Source organism: Pseudomonas sp. B3G-3 (assembly GCF_028640915.1).
Taxonomy (GTDB): domain Bacteria; phylum Pseudomonadota; class Gammaproteobacteria; order Pseudomonadales; family Pseudomonadaceae; genus Aquipseudomonas; species Aquipseudomonas chlororaphis_I.
This window is the reverse complement of the sequence record NZ_JAQZAB010000102.1, coordinates 14324-31359: the sequence shown is the minus strand read 5'-3', so window position 1 is coordinate 31359 and position 17036 is coordinate 14324. Positions and strand designations below refer to the sequence as shown.

Here is a 17036-nt window from a genome sequence, read left to right as displayed (position 1 = left end):
CTCAAGGATGGTGACGAGCTCTTGACCTTATCTGGTAACTTCCATGTTCAAACCCCGCTCATTGATCCGCCCTTGCGCAATGCTGGGCGCCCTGTTCCTGATGCTGCCAATCATTTCTGCCTGGGGCGCGACCAAGACATCTGAGCACCTCCAATTGTTGAGCCAGCTCTCATCAGAACATCGGGACATACAACTTTCCGAGCAGGACTGGGCCTGGCTGAGGCACAAGCGCAAGCTAACGCTTGGCGTCTCTCTGCCAAGTTTCCCGCCGCTGGATATCGTATATGGCGACGGTAATTATGAAGGCATCAGCGCCAACATGGTTGCCTTGCTCAGCCAGCAATTGGGCATCGAAATCAGTGTTCTCAATCTGACGGATTGGGCCGAGGCGCTCGAGGCGCTCCAATCCGGAAAAATCGACCTGCTCAGTGGCGCCAACAACTTTGAACTTGACACCCACCCCGTAAGGTTGAGTCGCCCGTACGCGGAAGACTCTCCGGCTATTTTCCGTCGCCAGGGGGACATTCGCTCGCTTCCCAAAAACCTGAGCGGAGCGACGATCGCCATGGCCGAAGATTATCGGTCACCCAAGGACGTGCAGAACCTGTTTCCGCAAGCACAGCTTGTGCAATTCAAGTCACAGACCGAGGCCATGGCTGCGCTGGCCTTTTAGCAGGTCGATGTTTATCTGGGAGATTCGATTTCGGCCTTTTACATGATCAACCAGAGTTTTTTCAATTATGTGAAGTTCGATCGACCAGTGGAAATGAACTCCAATGGTTTCAGCTTCGCCGTGAAGCAGGACAGTACACGTCTGCTGCAGAGATCCTGAATAACGGCATCGATGCGCTGGGCCAGGTAAAACGCTCCTATATCATCAAACGCTGGGCAGGCAGTGGCTTTGTCTTGTCCGGGGACAAAGTGACCTTGAGCGCCCAGGAACAGCAATGGATAGCGCAGCATCCGGTGGTCCGCATGATCGTCAACGATGACCTGGCACCCGCCGCCTTTTTTGACGCCAACGGCAACTTCAACAACATTGTCGCTGATTTGTTCGACATCATTTCGTTACGTACCGGATTGCAGTTCGAGGTTCAGCGCACGGGCAGTTTCAACAATCTTCAACAGGCCCTGAACGCTGGAGAGGCCGGCCTGGCGATGTTGATTCCCACGCCGGAAAGGGAAACCTTTCTGCACTTCACCCCCTCCTTTGCGACCAGTTCATTTGCCGTGGTCAACGCCAGGGCGAACAAAACATTCAACGGACTTCAGAGCCTGCAAGGCAAGCGCCTGGCCATCGCCAAGGGCAGTCCGTCATAGCACAGATCCGCAGCGAGCATCCCGGCATCCACCTTGTCACGCCGGCAACCATACTGGACTCATTCGGTATGGTGGCCGAAGGCAAGGCAGATGCGGTCATGATGCCCCTCTCCTCCGCGCGCTATTACACCAGTCGACTCTACGACAATACCCTGCAGATCGCAGGGATCACGAGCGGTAACGAGGCCACCCACAACTTTGCCATGCGCCGTAGCGATACTGAATTGCAGTCGATCCTGAACAAGGCAATTCTGAGTATCTCGCCCGATGACATGAACTCGATCACCAACCGCTGGCGCGCCAATACCGCAATGAGTGGCCAGACCTGGCGAGACTACCGTCAGGTGATTGAAATCATCGCAGTGGCGATGACGGTGGTAGCGATCATTCTGTTCAAGGTTTTGCTCCTGCGTCGGGAGATCAAAAAACGTATAGAGACCGAACAGGCACTGAATGATCAATTGCAGTTTCTGCAAACACTCAGCGACGCCATGCTGCAACCGATTTACGTGCGTGATCGGGAGGGACGTATGCTTTCCTGCACGCGCAGCTATGAGCAAGCCCTGGGCCTTTCCTTGAACGACATACTAGGAAAAACCGCCCTGGAAATGCCCTTCGACTGCTTCGGAACTGTCTCGGACTTCCATCGCAACTACCTGCTCGCCATCGAAAGCGGAGATCCGATCCAGCAACGCCGCGAGATTATTCTGGGTGACAGAACCCTCTGGATCGACCACTGGATCCAGCCATTCCGCGAGTCTGGCGGCACAATCAAGGGCGTTATCTGTGGCTGGCTTGACACGACAGAACAGCACTCGTTGATTGAAGAACTGCAAGCCGCAAAAGCTCAGGCCGATGATGCCTCTCGCGCCAAAACCAACTTCCTGGCCACGATGAGTCATGAGATCCGTACCCCGATAAGTGCCGTCATAGGAACCCTCGAGTTAGCGTTGAAGCGCGCGGACCAAGGCGCACTCGATCGTGCAGGTATCGAAATTGCCCATAAGGCTGCGAATAGCCTGCTGGAGCTGATTGGGGACATACTCGATATCGTGCGTATCGAGTCCGGCCGCCTTAGCCTTGCGCCCAAGCGCAGCTATCCGCGGGAACTGGTGGAGTCGGTATTCCGGATTTTCGATGGACTGGCTCGGCACAAAGACCTGGAGCTGATTCTGGACGTGGACCCTAACATCAATGGCGATGTGCTCATCGATCCGCTGCGATTCAAGCAAGTGCTGTCCAATCTGGTCAGCAACGCCATCAAGTTCACCCACGAAGGTTTCGTAAAAATCACCGTGGGCGGCGAGCTGGTTGAACCGTTCAGCCTTGCGCTTACGCTGCTGGTTGAGGACAGCGGAATCGGAATCTCGCCGGAAGACCAGCGTCGCCTGTTCCGTCCATTTGTACAGGTGAACCAGGACCCGGCGAACGCACGAGGCGGCACCGGGCTGGGACTGGTCATCAGCCGTTCGCTGTGCGAAATGATGGGCGGCACACTGCACATGATCAGTGCGCCAGGCAACGGCACCCGGATCAAGGTGAGCCTCATGCTGACACGACTCGACGCGCTACCACCACTTGAGCCCCCACCCCGGTCGATAAATGTGCCACCGCGTCATGGCCGGATGCAAATACTGGTCGTCGATGACCATGTCATGAACCGCCAGTTGCTCCTTCAACAACTCCAGTTCCTCGGCTATGAGGCTACTGGTGCCGAGAACGGCGAGGTGGCCCTGGCGGCATGGCGCAATCTTCACTGCGATCTGTTCATCACCGACTGCCATATGCCGGTCATGACAGGGGCCGAACTGACCATGGCGGTGCGCAAGGAAGAACCGCTGTTGGGCCTCACTCCGGCAGTGATCCTGGGTTTGACTGCCGATGCCCGGCAAGTGGACATCGAGCGCTACCTCTCGGTCGGCATGGATGACTGCCTGATCAAACCGACCAGCCTGGATGAACTGGAGACGCGCCTGTCCTCGCTCACGCTCGGCCGCGGGCCAACGCAAGAACACGACGTTGCCGAACCTCAACGGCCAGCAAAAACCGAAGACGATCAGTATCGCATCGGTATCGACACCTTAAGTCGAATGGCCGGAGGTAATGCTTCACTGGTGCAGGATCTGGTGCGCGAATTACTGAGGAGCAACCGACAGGATCTGGGGACGCTCCGTCTGCTTTTGCAAAAGCGAGACATCCGGGCATTTTGCGAGTTGTTGCATCGGATAAGGGGGGCCGCTAGCGTCGTAAAGACCAAACATTTGATCGACTATTGCCGGGAAATAGAAGAGGCCTGCTCCAGCGACCTATCGGTGCTTGGGGATAAAGCTGCCCTGGTAGAACAGGCCATGCTCGAACTGGAGCGCGGACTCAGCCTGATGGACAGAGGGATTGCTGATGACCGGCGCCCCATTTTTCCAGCAGACCGAGCAAGGTCCTGCTGTCCACCGGTGGATTGACGACATCGAGCAGCGCAATTCCCTCGTCTATACCCCAGGCCAACAATCGATGACGGGACGCGGGCTGGGTATGAGTCAGCACAATGATCTGCCGGGCCAACCTTCGTTCAGCCAGGCGTGGTAACACATCGCTCAGACACTTCTCGACGCCAAAATGATCGTACAGCAGCAGATCATAGCGATCATCTGATGGGGGACGTTGCATAAGGGTTGCCCAGGTAGAGCACGGCATTACGTTGTAAATCCCAAGGGCATTCAGCGAATGCCCAGTACTGCAACAACAATCCCGGGGATTGGCTATACAAGATGAATTTTGGATGGGTAGTTTCGTTTATCGACATCAGGCCGAGCCAGGGATAAGGAGAGACCTGATGCTATCCAAATGCTGCCAGACCGAATGTCAGCAGATTATTCGTACCCCTAAGGATTTATCGAAAACTAACTCAGAATTATCTGACCAGCTGCCGATCGGGAAAGTGGAGTCGAACCTGGCTACGATCACGCAACGTCGTTGCGCTTGGCCAACTCAACCAGGGCCACGAGGTTCGGTGCGTTGAGTTTTCTCTGCAAGCGAACTTTATAAGTGCTCACGGTCTTGTGGCTGATGATCAGGGTCTCTGCAATTTCCTGGTTGCCAAGCCCTTGGGCAAGCAGCTTCAACACGGTTATTTCACGGTCGGAAAGCTGCGCAATGAGGGTGCTTTCCTGGTTGGCCGCCTGGACATTTTCCCGCAGCATGAAAAGGGTGTCCGCAGGGAAATAGGAGTACCCCGACAGCACGGCCTTGACCGCCCCCACCAGCTCATCCAGGTTATCGTCCTTGCAGATGAATCCAGCCGCTCCTGCCTGCAGGCAGCGCATGGCGAAATTACGCGAGTCACCCGAAGTCAGGATCAGGACTTTCACCGCCAGACCGATGGATTTGAGGCAGGAAATCACCGCGAAGCCATCCATATTGGGAATGCTGAGATCAAGGATGATCAGGTCGGGCAGAAGCTTGCGCACGGTCTCCAACGCATCCGAGCCATTATCCACTTCGGCCATGATCGTATGGCCTTCTTTCTCCAGCATCATCCTGACCGCCAAACGGATCAGGGGATGATCATCAACGATAACGATGCTACCCATGTGCAGCTTTCCCTAAAAAATCGATGCCTGTTGTCTGCAAATGCCGAAGGCGCAGTCCGAAACTCCGGTACTTCAAGCGCAGAGAGTTCTGCCCTTCACTCCCGCGGCCACACAAGACTAGGGCCCGACGAATCGTCGCTCAGAAAAATAAGCTGAGTACGTAAAGTCGCCAAGTTTAATTGGACGGCAGATTAACTTCTGCACTTGATTTCTGGAGAGCTGGAAAAGCTTACCCAAATAGCCACCTGGCAAAAAGTACACGTTTCCAAATGCCCATCCAGACAAAACGAACCCCTTCATCAGATTTATCCTACATCCACCTGCCCAATCCAAAATACTAGCAACGCAGGCTCGTCCCCCCAGGCCAAGCTAGCTCCTCCCGCTGCTCCTAAGCCAAAGAGTGAGCCGTAGGACTCAGTCAGTCGCAGTTAATCTGAGCTGAAAATCGCGCTGATTGCGAACACGGGCGTTTTCGATTGCAAGCCATTATAGCTAGGGAGTCTGCTGTCGATTGATGATGGGTAGCGGGCGGGATAGAAATTGCTCATCCAATCCCCGGCTGTAAGCGTTGTAGGCTCACCGCACGAACTGTTCGAGTAACTGGTCATTTTCCATTCGAAGGCGCTGATTTTCCCCCTCCAAGCGCGATACGATCGGCAGCCACTTGCAGTTCAGGGCTAGAAGCTTTCTTCAATGCAGGTGAAGCCGTGAGCACTTGCTTGCGCAGGGCGAATGCGTGCCGGATACGCTCATGCTTATGCAAAGCTTGTCGCGTATAGGTACTCCTCAAATGCCGAGAGACTGCAACGATTAACAAGTCCCAGGTCAATCTCCCGGAGCATCCGTCCAGGATTGATACGACCTGTTCAATTGCTGATGGGGTGAGATTTCTTGAGCGGCTCATGCTGTATCCCCGTCGGAAGCCAGGACCTGGCGCACATTTGGTCTTTCAAGGTTTAGCTCTACCTCACTGGAGCTCTGCAGAACCTGGATAGCGCCCACAAACTGCTACAGCTTCGATGCAGGTAAGACGCCACTAGGTCTGATCACTGCGCCAATCGGAACGGACGGGTCGTCCAAGATCGCGCACAAATCGTTCAGCCGCTTCAACGTCAGCGTCTGATGCTCCACCCAACGATTAGCGCCAAACTGCTCTTCACCGAGCGCTGTCAATGCCTGTTGCAAAAGTGATTCCGTTTCTTAATGGTGTTGCCGTATGGCGCATTCTCGAACATGATCCCCTTTTATACAAAAATGCTCATCACAATTCGAACAGTCTCGATGTAGCTGGCAAGGCAGCATTGAAAAATCATGCGCGCAATACCCTAGATCAGTAGTGTGGGCAGTCAAAATCTTCAATTCAGCAAATTGATCACGCGTAATCAAACTACTTGGGGGAAGACTTGCAACGTGACCTGCTGATTTCTCCGGGTTGCCTAACGCCTCCCTGGCCAGAGCGAGAATGTCTCGATCAGATTGATGATCGTAGCATCTGTTATGTGTAATCTTCGCCCGACCGCTCCACTTAGCAACATCAAGCTGTGAAAGCCCTCCCATCTGAGCCACCGTGTTCAAGTAGTCCCGCTTCACGTTGACCGGCGCTTGGCTCTGCGCTTCACGCCGGTGTCGCAGTAAGTCCCAAACACGGCGGTAGCCATAGCTGGGTAACTCGCTGACCTCAGTGCGAATCTCATTGACCAACGCGGTATCGTCCAGCACTCGACGACGCCGCTCGATCTGAGCAGCAGGGTTAAGTCGAACCGTCAATTGCGAGCACACTACACCGAGACTTTCACTGATCAGCTTCACTGGTCGCCCCCCGGCGACAAGGTTGAGTGCGCAATCCATTTTCACGACCGAGCAATCTCCACGGCCTCCTGAAGAATCTCGACCTACATGATTTTCTTGCCGAGCATGCGCTGTAGCTCACGGATCTGCTTAAGCGCATCGGCTAGTTCGGAAGCGGGCACAAAATCCTGGAGCACCATTTCATTCCTACTCCGTAAACAGCCACGCATTCCACGACTGTCAGCTTCCGACTGTGGCCTCAACCGGTGGGTGCCGGCGGAAATCGGTCAAAAGCGGCCATAGTGGTCAAGCCCGAGACGTAGGTATAAGCGACACTTCCCGGTAGCTACGAATTAGCTCGTCAAACAGCCCGATATCGACCCGGGTACGGGCGATCAATTGAGCGCCCGCAACAGCGGTGTAAATCGCGCGGGCACGGCATTCACAGCTATCTGTGCTACCTGGCCCCGCGTCCACCAGCATCTGCGTCAGCCATGTGACATTGATATCCGCAAACGCTTTGACCTCATGCATGACTTCTTCGGGCAAGTCTTCATATTCCGCTGCCATGAAACTCGATAGACACAGCCTGTTACCGTCTTCCAGCGACGCGCGAAAAATCGATGGATAGATTTCCAGGCACCGAATCGGGTCGGGATTGGACTCGCGTATCCCCTTCAGAACGCTGGCTGTGTCCTGCCAGTAGCGCTGTGCAACAGCGGCGCCAAGCTCAGCCTTGCTAGCGAAGTGGTAATAAATACTGGCGTTCTTGATCCCCACCGCTTCACCGATGCTACGAAAGTTTATGCCGTTGTATCCGTGCCGCTGCGCTGCCGTTTTTGCAGCAGCCATGATGGCTTCTCGGGAGTTTGCACTCACATTGGATTCCTTCACTGGTCAAGCCTATGCCGTGAATACTAACTCTTACCTAATAAATCTGCCAACTGGAAGGTAGGGATTGACGTGCCCGTGGAATAGGCACAACCTTTGCCTACCAACTGACAGGCAGGGATAAAAATCATGACGATTTCAATGCCGCAATTCGACATATCCACTCTTCCCGTAATGAAAATTCACGATTGGTTCGATGGCCCCTACCCTGCTCGCGTCCGTATCGCGCTGGCAGAAAAAGGCCTGCTTTCACGAGTTGAATTCATATCGGTCAATCTCTGGACAGGCCAGCACAAGACGCCAGATTTCCTGGCGATCAATTATTCCGGGACGCTTCCGGTACTGGAGTTGCATGACGGCACCCTCATCGCTGAATGCACAGCCATTACCCAGTACCTGGACGCATTGGACGGCAACCCCACCCTGACGGGCCAGACGCCTCTGGAGAAAGGCCTCATCCACATGATGACTAAGCGTGCTGAAATCGAGTTCCTGGATGCGGTTAGCGTGTATTTTCATCACGCCACTGCAGGCCTTGGGCCGCAGGTCGAGCTTTATCAAAATCCCGAATGGGGCTTCCGTATGCGCGACAAGGCGGTGCGAGGTATGCGCTATTTCGACAGTCTTCTGGAACACCGACCGTTCGTTGCTGGGGACGCATTTTCAATGGGTGATATCGCGGTGCTGGGCGGCATGATCTTCGCGGCGCTGGTCAAACTTCCAGTGCCTGATGAATGCACTGCGTTGCAGGCATGGCATGCAAGAATGCAGGAAAGACCCAGCCTGCGGGAATGGCGCGCAATGGTTGAGCGAGGCGCACCGCAAACTAAAGAAAACATACACCTGCCGTCTTGACCCGGATGGTAGATGTAGTTGATTGCGTGAAACGGTTCGGGGAGAGGCTATCTGTCCAAAAATGATCGGCCGGTTTGGGTTGTTCTCTGCCGCTCATGGCCACGAAGCGTGATGGTCAAATCCGATGTAAATGACTGGTCAGGTCGAATGCAAATGGGTGGGCAAGTCTGTGCAATTACTCACCCCGATCAAGGGACCACCTCGCCCTCGCCGACATGAACGTCCAGCCCCTTGATGGCCTGAATGGCGCCATAGGAAACCTTGAGATCGTTTACCTGAAGGATATTTTTCATGCTTAAGCCACCGTCTCAGTGCCCCAATAGGCCTCGATCACCCAAGGGTCTTTTTGTACCTGCGCAGGCAGGCCATCAGCGATTTTTTTGCCATAGCTCGGGCGCTTGCAACCGAACCACTGCTGGTCGCCCTGGATGAGCCTGCGGCCGGTATGAATGCCTCGGAAACTGAAGGCTTGCGTCAGTTGATGTGCAAGATGAAGGGCGATGGCAAGACGGTCCTGCTGATTGAGCATGACGTGAAGTTGGTCATGGGCTTACGCGATCCCGTTACGGTTCTGGACTATCTCCAGTCGACGCTGATCACCGTAGGAAAGGGGGTTGCCAACTCGCCAGCGAAGCGGCCAATGCCGACATAGTCGAGCCAGTAGCGTGCCAGCGTGCCGCCTAAGGCCAGGTTCTGTTTGACAGCCCGAGCTTCATTAAGCCTTCTTACGATACGCCATCGAGTCGTCGATCCGCTTGAGGATGTAGTCTCCCGCTGCCACCGGCGGATACAGGCTCAGCGCCGGGGCGACCCCCAGATCACAAGGATCGACCGTCGCGCCATAGGTCGGGTCATAGAACGTCGCTATGGAGTAACGCTCATGGCCCGAGGTGTTGATCACCCGATGTAGCGTTGAACGAAAACGATCGTTGGACCAGTGCGCCAACAGGTCACCGACGTTCACCACTAGGCTGCCGAGAATCGGCGTGGCGTCGATCCAGCGATTGGAGCCCAGTTCGCGGACCTGCAAGCCGCCGCTGTTGTCCTGATACAGCAATGTGATGCAGCCGTAATCAGTGTGCGGCGCCACCCCGAATTGGTCGGCTTCGGCCTGGGGCGGCTGCGGTGGGTAATACACCATCTGGGTGCGCTGCAACGGCTTGGTGTATTTGTCGGTGAAAAAATCTTCGTCAATGCCCAGCCCTATCGCCACCACCCGCAGCAGGTCGGCCCCGGCCTTGGCAACCTCCTGATAATAGTCAGCCAATGCTTCACGCAACGACGGCATGAATTCTGGCCACTGGTTCGGCCCGCGCAACGCTTCACCGGCAATCACGCAGGGATCAGCTTCGGCCAGTTCGAGCCCGATGCTGAAAAATTCTTTGTGATCGGGTTTGGTGGCCTCATACATGGTCGCCCCGCCCAACGCGTGCCAACCACGATGCCGCTTGTTGACGGCCACCTGGCGCTTGACCTCGGCCGGGTAAGCGAAGAACTCCCTGGCGGCGGCCATCGCTTTATCGATCACCGGCTGCGGCACCCCGTGATTGATGATGTAGAAGAAGCCGATGTCGCAGCAGGCAGTGCGAATGGCGTCGGAGGCTCGACGAATACTCGCCTTGTTACCTTCGCGGACACCGGACATATCGATCAGAGGCAGACGAATAGTAGAAGACATGCTCACTCCTGGGGTCGTGATGCGGGGGTGGTCGTTCAGGGGTATGACGCAATAGCGACCAATCTGTATATACAGCAAAAAGCATTTACTGTGCCGCTCCCCTCTCCCGCACCACCAATCGCCGTACACCAAGGCGTCTGCTCATTGTTCAACAATCCTGACCTGGCTTAATGCCCAGCATTAATTGGTTTCCCTGCGCCCCAACAGCGTGCGCCGAGCGCGTATTTGGTGCGGCTTTCGGTTACACATCCAAAGATCGGCGGACCGAAGGTCTCTTTTAAAACCTGCGCAGTATGCGCCTGAAATGCGCATCTCTGACGGAAACGGTAATTTTGGCCCGTGTCTTGCTAATCCTGTATATACAGGATGATATGGCTACCTATTCCATCCACCACTGCCCTAGGACATTGCAATGCACACACCTCTGCTGCTCAAACCCGGCCGACTCACTCTCGATCAATTGCGCGTCATCTATCAGAAGCAATGGGCGATTGAACTGGACCCGGCTGCTCGCGAAACCGTGGATGCCAGCACCCGAACCGTGAACCAGATCATTGCCAACGAACGTACGGTGTATGGCATCAATACCGGTTTCGGCCTGTTAGCCAGAACGTCGATCCCGACCGAGTCCCTGACCAAGTTGCAGCGCAACCTGTTGCTTTCGCACTGCACCGGCACCGGTCCATTGCTCGATGACGCTAGTGTTGGCCTGATCATGGCGTTGAAGGTCGGGTCCCTGGCCCGGGGTTTTTCCGGCATTCGCTGGGAAGTGATTCAAGCATTGGTTCAGCTGTATGTGGCCAAGGTCTATCCGTGCATTCCTTCCCAGGGCTCGGTTGGCGCCTCGGGTGACTTGGCCCCGTTGGCGCATATGTCAGCGGTGCTCATTGGTGTGGGTCGTGTCCGTCATAACGGGCGTGAGATGGACGCCGTCGAAGGCCTGGCGATTGCCGGTCTGGAACCGATGGTGTTGGGGCCGAAGGAAGGCCTGGCGCTGATCAATGGCACCCAGGTATCCACTGCACTGGCACTGCGCGGGCTGTTTGCCGCCGAGAAACTGTTCACCGCCGCCGTGGTTGCCGGCAGCTTGTGCGTGGAAGCCTTGAAAGGCTCCGATGTTCCCTTCGATCCGCGCATCCAGGCCGTGCGCGGTCAACCGGGGCAAATCGATGTGGCCCAGTACTACCGTGAACTGCTGGCTAACAGCGAGATACGTCAATCCCATATCAATTGCTCTCGGGTTCAAGACCCCTACTCGCTGCGCTGCCAGCCTCAAGTCATGGGGGCTTGCCTTGACCATTTGCGCTTTGCCGCCGGGGTGTTCTTGCGTGAATCCAACGCGGTTTCGGATAACCCACTGGTGTTCAGTGCTGACGGTGATGTGCTGTCGGGCGGCAACTTTCACGCCGAACCCGTGGCGATGGCCGCGGACGTTCTGGCCTTGGCGATATCCGAAATTGGCGCATTGTCCGAACGGCGGATCGCCCAATTGGTTGACCCGGCGCTCTCCGGCCTGCCTGCCTTTCTGGTGCGCGAAGGCGGCCTGAACTCGGGCTTCATGATTGCTCAGGTGACCGCCGCCGCGCTCGCGTCGGAAAACAAGACCCTGGCCCACCCGGCATCGGTGGACAGCTTGCCGACCTCGGCCAACCAGGAAGACCACGTATCGATGGCAACCTTTGCGGCCCGCCGCCTACTGGACATGGCCAGTAACAGCAGCGCCGTGGTGGCCATCGAACTGCTCGGAGCGGCTCAGGGCGTGGACCTGCATGCCCCGCTCAAGACCTCGAAAAAGCTCGGCGAGGTCCTGGCAATGATTCGCAGCGAGGTCGCGCATTACGACGAAGACCGTTACTTCGCCCCCGACATCGCCACCGCCAGGGCCTGGGTGGAATTTGCCGCGTTCGAGCGCTGGCTGCCCGCCGCACGCCTGTACGCCTGATAGCAATCGAATCGGCGCAGCCTCGCTGCGCCGCCATACTCACATTAAGGGATCGCCATGCGTCGCTATTATTCAGGGCCGGATGTTCACCGGGCACAGAGCATTGCCGAGCTGGCGGTCATGGCTCGGCGGCGCTTGCCGCATTTCGCCTGGGAATACCTGGAGGGTGGTGCCGAAGAAGAATGGACGTTGCAGCGCAACCGCCAGGCCTTCGCAGACATCGCGCTGCTGCCTCGCACATTGGTGCCCTGCTCGGCCACGCAAACCCAGTGCTCTCTGTTCGGGCGAGACCTGCCGCTGCCGATGGCGATTGGTCCCACCGGCTACAACGCGATGCTGTACCGCGACGCCGATATTCAATTGGCCCGGGCCGCAACGGCGCGTGGCCTGCCCTTCACCTTGAGTACCGTGTCCACCAGTTCCCTTGAACAATTGGTGGCAGCAGTGCCGGAGGTCAATCTCTGGTTTCAGCTGTATTGCCTGCGTGATCCTTCCGTCCGAGAAGACTTGTTGCAACGCGCCCACGCGGTTGGTTGCAAAACCCTTCTATTGACCAGCGATGCGGTACTGCTGGGCAACCGCGAATGGGACCGACGCAATTTTGTCCGGCCCCGGCAACTAAGCTTGCGCAACAAGCTCGACGTGCTGCGTCATCCGCGCTGGATAGCCCAGGCGCTTTGGCCACACGGTCTGCCGAACCTAGGCAACATCGAACGCTATCTGCCGACCGAACAACGCACCATCGAAGGCGCCGCGCAGTTTATCGGTAGCCAGATGGACAGCGGGCTCGACTGGGATGCCCTGGCCCGATTACGTGAACGTTGGCCCCATCGATTGCTGCTCAAGGGCGTGCTGCACCCGGCGGATGCCGAGAAAACCGTAGCCCTGGGGCTCGATGGTTTGGTGGTGAGCAACCATGGTGGCCGGCAACTGGACGGAGTTCCCGCCAGCCTCGACTGCCTGCCAGCGATTGCTGCCGTGACCAAAGGTAAACTGGCTCTGTTGCTCGACAGCGGTGTCCGTCGCGGCACTGACATTCTCAAAGCCTGCGCACTCGGTGCGGATGCGGTGCTGCTAGGGCGATCTACGCTTTACGGAGTCGCCATCGGCGGACAGGCAGGCGCAGGCCACGCCCTGGACCTGCTGGCGCAAGAACTGCGTCTGGCCTTGTCCTTACTTGGCACTCCTGACCTGAAACAACTCGACTGTCGTGCCCTAATCACGACCTCCTCCTCGTTCCCCGACCGTGAGTTGATCTGATGAACGATCTACAACACACCCTCGAACAATTATGTCAGGCACTCGGTGACGACGCGGTAATCACTGGCGCCGATATCAGTCAACTTCACTACAGCGACTGGACCGGCCACGCCCCGGCCTGCCCCGCGGCGCTGCTGTTACCGCGCACCACGGCCCAGGTCGCCAGCGCCCTGCGCATCTGCAATGTCGCCGGGCAAGCGGTGGTTCCCCAAGGGGGCATGACCGGGTTGGCCGGTGGTGCGGTGCCTCGGGCCAGCGACATCGCGCTGTCCCTGGAACGCCTGCGTGGCATCGAAGAGATCGACCCGGCGGCGGCCACCATCAGCGTGTGGGCCGGCACCACGCTGGAAGAGATCCAGCAAGCCGCGCTCAACGCTGGTTTCGTTTTCCCGCTGGATCTGGGGGCACGCGGCTCGTGCCAGATCGGCGGCAACATCGCCACCAATGCCGGCGGCAACGCGGTGATTCGCTATGGCATGACCCGTGACCTGGTGCTCGGGCTGGAAGTGGTCCTGGCCGATGGCCGGGTGCTCGATCTGCGCAACAAGATGATCAAGAACAACTGCGGCTATGACCTGAAACAGTGCTTCATCGGCAGTGAAGGCACCTTAGGCATCGTTACCCGCGCGGTGTTGAAACTCGCGCCGCAACCCGGCCCGACCAGTACCCTGCTCTGCGCCCTGCCCAACTACGCCAGCGCCGTCAGCCTGCTGCGGCGGATTCAGCGCAGCGTCGGCACGCCGCAAGCCTATGAATTGATGTGGCAGGACTTCTTTCAACTCGGGGTGAGCTGGCTGGAAAACGCGGCGCCGCCGCTGTCGCTGGACTACCCACTGTATGTCCTGCTTGAGTCTGCCGGTTCGCAGGAACAGCTCGAAGCGTCGCTGGAAGAAGCCTTCGGCGCCGGTGAAGTGCTCGACGCGGTGCTCGCCAGCTCCCAGAGCCAGGCCCGGGGGCTCTGGAAAATCCGTGAAGCCACCGGTGAGTTTCCGACCCGCATGACCCCATTGAATTTCGACGTCAGCCTGCCAATCGGCCTGATCGGCGACTTCGTCGAACGCTGTCGCGCAAGCCTGGACAAGCGCTGGCCGGGCAATCACAGCGTGTATTTCGGACACATCGGTGACAGCAATCTGCACCTGACCGTTGACTGTGTGTCGTTGCCGCAGCCGGCGCCGATTCTCGACATCGAAGATCTGGTTTACAGCGCCGTCGGTGAATTGGGCGGCTCGGTCTCTGCCGAGCATGGCATCGGCCTGCTCAAGTGCGAGTTTCTTCATCACTCGGTCGGCCCCGAAGCCCTCGCCGTGATGCGCCAACTCAAGGATTGCTTCGACCCCAACGGCATTCTCAATCCGGGAAAAATCCTCGGCTGAGGGCCTGTATATACCGGAGTGGCACGTTAACTGCTATTGCCCTCCTGAATCACCGCAGGACTCACACCCAACCTCGCTGTATCCCCTGAAGGAGTGACACCATGCAACTCGATTCTCTTTTCAGTAAACGATTCAACGGCCTGTGCCTCGCTATGACCCTGACTGTTGCGTCCCTGGCTGCACACGCCGATCAACTGGCGGAGGTAAAAAAAACCGGTGAACTGGTGGTGGGTACCGAGCTGCAATTTGCGCCTTTCGATTTCACCGATAACGGTAAACAGAAAGGCCTGAACGCCGAGTTGTTCGATCAGTTGGGCAAGGAGTTAGGGGTCAAGGTGAAGTTCATCGACCTGCCATGGCCAAGCGTATTGCCAGGGCTTGAAGCGAAGAAATTCGACATGGTTGCCGGTCCTATCATCGTGACCCAGGCCCGTAAAGAGCGTTATCACTTCATGCTGCCGATCGCCGAAGCCACCGTAGCCTTGATGGTCGGCGCCAGCGACACGACCATCACCAAACCGCAAGACATTGCCGGCAAGGCCGTAGGTGCGGGCAAAGGCTCAGCGCAACTCGAAGAACTCAAGACCTTCGCCGCCACCCTTCCGGAGAAAGTCACGATCCGCGAATACGTCGACAACAACCAGGCCTACGCCGACCTCGCGGCCAAGCGCATCGTTGCCGTTGCCAACTCGCTGCCGAACATCTCCTACGTCGCCGCCGAGCGCAGCAAAGCCTTCAAGGTGATCCTGCCGCCGTTCGGCAAGAAATCCTACTTCGCCTACCTTGGCCGCAAGGATGACGACGCCAAAGGCCTGATCGCGGCCCTTGATAGCGCGCTGCTGAAAATGCACGACGACGGTCGCCTCGCTGCGTTGCAGAAAAAATGGCTGGGTACCGAGATGGATGTGCCGAAAGCCGACTTCACCCCAACCTGGTAAACCCGTCTGTTCATTGGAGCTCCTGATCGTCGGCCAGCCCTGGCCGGCGATCAACTGAGTTGGAGTCGCCGCGATGTTCGATTGGCCTTTGTTTTTGCAGAACCTGCCGTTGCTACTGACCAGCCTGTTGGTGACCCTTGAAGTCTCCGGCGCCGCCCTGGTGATCGGCTTTTTCATCGGCACTCTGGTCGCCAGCCTGCGACTGTCACCGGTGCCATTGTTCCAACGTTTGGGGGGCGGCTACATTTTTGTGTTCCGGGGCATTCCGCTGCTGGTGCAGTTGCTCTTCGTTTATTACTTCCTGCCACGGGTCGGCTTGCCCAATGTTTCGCCGCTGACGGCCGCGATCATCAGCCTGTCATTGTGCGCCGGGGCCTACATCGCCGAGATCCTGCGCGGTGGCTTCCTCGCCATACCCGGTGGTCAGTTGGAGGCCGCCGGGCTGCTTGGCATGAGCACCGGGCAAATGCTGATCCGTATTCGCGTGCCGCAAGCCGTGCGCCTGACGTTGCCAGCGCTGGTCAACGAAATGATCTTGCTGATCAAGGCGTCTTCGCTGGTGTCGGTGGTCGGCCTCGCTGACCTGACCCGCACCGCGCAGAACCTGGCGGCCAGCGATTACCTGTTTGTTCAGAACTACCTGATGCTCGCCGGCTTCTATTGCCTGATCAACATTCCCCTGGCGTTCTGCGGCGGTCTGCTGGAGCGACGCATGAAGGAGCAACGCTCATGATCTTCGATCACCGGATCATCACCGAACACCTCGATGACATCGCCCAAGGCTTTGCGGTCACCCTCGGCACCTGGTCCGCCGGCGTCGTGCTCGGTTTGTTCCTCGGCTTGCTGATTGCCGTGGCTCAGCTGTTTGGCAACAACCTGATCCGGGCGCCGCTGCGGGTGTTCATCGAAGTGATCCGCAGCACGCCGTTTCTGGTCCAGCTGTTCCTGGTGTACTACGGCGGGCCGTCCTTCGGCCTCAGCCTGGAGCCGATTCCGGCCGGGGTTCTGGGGTTGGGTATTTATGGCAGCGTCTACTTTGCGGAGATCTTCCGCACCGGCTTCGAGTCGGTGGCCCGCGGTCAACTGGAAGCCGCCGACTGTCTGGGGATTACACGCTGGCAATGCATCCTGCGCATTCAGTTGCCGCAGATGCTGGTGATCATCCTGCCGGCGCTGGTCAATCTAGTGACGATTTTGTGCAAGGAAACTGCGGTCCTGTCGATCATCACCATCCCGGAACTGACGATGGTCATGACCGGTATCGGCTCGCAAACCTTCGCTTTCGTCGAAACCCTGCTGGTGCTGTGTATCGGCTACTTGCTACTGGTCGAACTCTGTTCGCGCCTGGGCATGTACCTGGAAACAAAGGTCGGGGGCTTTATGAGCAGACAACCGCAATGA

At 57.3% G+C, this 17036-nt stretch carries 15 protein-coding genes and 1 pseudogene; 11 read left to right on the top strand and 5 right to left on the bottom strand.

The genetic code is table 11. The features are described from left to right. Positions 1-43: 43 nt before the first annotated feature. From PVZ80_RS13535 to PVZ80_RS13525, 3 genes are all read left to right on the top strand, one after another. Entirely contained in the window at positions 44-673 is a 630-nt protein-coding gene (locus tag PVZ80_RS13535; RefSeq protein ID WP_273864052.1) for a transporter substrate-binding domain-containing protein, read from the top strand. A 254-nt stretch (positions 674-927) separates the two neighbouring features. Then, entirely contained in the window at positions 928-1320 is a 393-nt protein-coding gene (locus PVZ80_RS13530; protein WP_273864051.1) for a transporter substrate-binding domain-containing protein, read from the top strand. 68 nt (positions 1321-1388) lie between these two features. Beyond that, positions 1389-3779, top strand: coding sequence for an ATP-binding protein (locus tag PVZ80_RS13525; RefSeq protein WP_435307286.1), 2391 nt, complete (start codon positions 1389-1391; stop codon positions 3777-3779). Between the two features lie 498 nt (positions 3780-4277). On the opposite strand, the gene PVZ80_RS13520 is transcribed toward PVZ80_RS13525, so the two are convergent. The 3 genes and pseudogenes from PVZ80_RS13520 to PVZ80_RS13510 all read right to left on the bottom strand — a co-directional run bounded on the left by PVZ80_RS13520 (position 4278) and on the right by PVZ80_RS13510 (position 7574). Continuing rightward, positions 4278-4907 carry a response regulator transcription factor gene (locus tag PVZ80_RS13520; protein WP_041988073.1) on the bottom strand — a complete coding sequence of 210 codons (630 nt, stop codon included), beginning with the start codon at positions 4905-4907 and terminating at the stop codon, positions 4278-4280. A gap of 1575 nt (positions 4908-6482) precedes the next feature. Beyond that, positions 6483-6877: pseudogene (locus PVZ80_RS13515) on the bottom strand (IS3 family transposase); the annotation flags it as partial. 124 nt (positions 6878-7001) lie between these two features. Beyond that, on the bottom strand, positions 7002-7574 hold the full coding sequence (locus PVZ80_RS13510) for a TetR/AcrR family transcriptional regulator (RefSeq protein WP_273864050.1): 573 nt from the start codon (positions 7572-7574) through the stop codon (positions 7002-7004). Between the two features lie 186 nt (positions 7575-7760). Between PVZ80_RS13510 and PVZ80_RS13505 the strand changes: the two genes are divergently transcribed. Further along, positions 7761-8441 carry a glutathione S-transferase gene (locus tag PVZ80_RS13505; protein WP_110175483.1) on the top strand — a complete coding sequence of 227 codons (681 nt, stop codon included), beginning with the start codon at positions 7761-7763 and terminating at the stop codon, positions 8439-8441. A gap of 295 nt (positions 8442-8736) precedes the next feature. On the opposite strand, the gene PVZ80_RS33980 is transcribed toward PVZ80_RS13505, so the two are convergent. Continuing rightward, entirely contained in the window at positions 8737-8805 is a 69-nt protein-coding gene (locus tag PVZ80_RS33980; protein WP_353857165.1) for a hypothetical protein, read from the bottom strand. Here PVZ80_RS33980 and PVZ80_RS13500 point away from each other — a divergent pair. Beyond that, entirely contained in the window at positions 8788-9093 is a 306-nt protein-coding gene (locus PVZ80_RS13500; RefSeq protein WP_041988086.1) for a hypothetical protein, read from the top strand. The two genes, PVZ80_RS33980 and PVZ80_RS13500, sit on opposite strands and share 18 nt — an antisense overlap. 63 nt (positions 9094-9156) lie before the next feature. Here PVZ80_RS13500 and PVZ80_RS13495 read toward each other — a convergent pair whose 3' ends face one another. Beyond that, positions 9157-10119 (bottom strand): isopenicillin N synthase family dioxygenase, encoded by a 963-nt coding sequence (locus tag PVZ80_RS13495; protein ID WP_041988089.1) that lies wholly within the window; start codon positions 10117-10119, stop codon positions 9157-9159. A 412-nt stretch (positions 10120-10531) separates the two neighbouring features. Here PVZ80_RS13495 and hutH point away from each other — a divergent pair, with 412 nt between their 5' ends. The 6 genes from hutH to PVZ80_RS13465 all read left to right on the top strand — a co-directional run bounded on the left by hutH (position 10532) and on the right by PVZ80_RS13465 (position 17036). Next, entirely contained in the window at positions 10532-12061 is a 1530-nt protein-coding gene (hutH, locus tag PVZ80_RS13490; protein ID WP_273864049.1) for a histidine ammonia-lyase, read from the top strand. Between the two features lie 57 nt (positions 12062-12118). Next, a complete protein-coding gene (locus PVZ80_RS13485; protein ID WP_273864048.1) occupies positions 12119-13321 on the top strand; it encodes an alpha-hydroxy acid oxidase in 1203 nt (400 codons plus the stop codon). Continuing rightward, a complete protein-coding gene (locus PVZ80_RS13480; RefSeq protein ID WP_273864047.1) occupies positions 13321-14697 on the top strand; it encodes an FAD-binding oxidoreductase in 1377 nt (458 codons plus the stop codon). Before PVZ80_RS13485 ends, PVZ80_RS13480 begins: the two co-directional genes overlap by 1 nt. A gap of 101 nt (positions 14698-14798) precedes the next feature. Further along, the gene (locus PVZ80_RS13475; protein ID WP_257373655.1) at positions 14799-15635 is read left to right on the top strand and encodes a transporter substrate-binding domain-containing protein; all 837 of its coding nucleotides are present in this window, start codon (positions 14799-14801) and stop codon (positions 15633-15635) included. A 73-nt stretch (positions 15636-15708) separates the two neighbouring features. After that, entirely contained in the window at positions 15709-16368 is a 660-nt protein-coding gene (locus PVZ80_RS13470) for an amino acid ABC transporter permease (protein WP_257373654.1), read from the top strand. After that, positions 16365-17036 (top strand): amino acid ABC transporter permease, encoded by a 672-nt coding sequence (locus tag PVZ80_RS13465; RefSeq protein WP_081360987.1) that lies wholly within the window; start codon positions 16365-16367, stop codon positions 17034-17036. Before PVZ80_RS13470 ends, PVZ80_RS13465 begins: the two co-directional genes overlap by 4 nt.

Bases quoted from the DNA above. Each gene is read 5' to 3' on its own strand.
- PVZ80_RS13520 (WP_041988073.1), bottom strand. From the start codon at position 4,907: ATGGGTAGCATCGTTATCGTTGATGATCATCCCCTGATCCGTTTGGCG.
- PVZ80_RS13485 (WP_273864048.1), top strand. From the start codon at position 12,119: ATGCGTCGCTATTATTCAGGGCCGGATGTTCACCGGGCACAGAGCATT.
- hutH (WP_273864049.1), top strand. From the start codon at position 10,532: ATGCACACACCTCTGCTGCTCAAACCCGGCCGACTCACTCTCGATCAA.
- PVZ80_RS13480 (WP_273864047.1), top strand. From the start codon at position 13,321: ATGAACGATCTACAACACACCCTCGAACAATTATGTCAGGCACTCGGT.
- PVZ80_RS13505 (WP_110175483.1), top strand. From the start codon at position 7,761: ATGAAAATTCACGATTGGTTCGATGGCCCCTACCCTGCTCGCGTCCGT.
- PVZ80_RS13470 (WP_257373654.1), top strand. From the start codon at position 15,709: ATGTTCGATTGGCCTTTGTTTTTGCAGAACCTGCCGTTGCTACTGACC.
- PVZ80_RS13495 (WP_041988089.1), bottom strand. From the start codon at position 10,119: ATGTCTTCTACTATTCGTCTGCCTCTGATCGATATGTCCGGTGTCCGC.
- PVZ80_RS13525 (WP_435307286.1), top strand. From the start codon at position 1,389: ATGGTGGCCGAAGGCAAGGCAGATGCGGTCATGATGCCCCTCTCCTCC.
- PVZ80_RS13475 (WP_257373655.1), top strand. From the start codon at position 14,799: ATGCAACTCGATTCTCTTTTCAGTAAACGATTCAACGGCCTGTGCCTC.
- PVZ80_RS13535 (WP_273864052.1), top strand. From the start codon at position 44: ATGTTCAAACCCCGCTCATTGATCCGCCCTTGCGCAATGCTGGGCGCC.
- PVZ80_RS13465 (WP_081360987.1), top strand. From the start codon at position 16,365: ATGATCTTCGATCACCGGATCATCACCGAACACCTCGATGACATCGCC.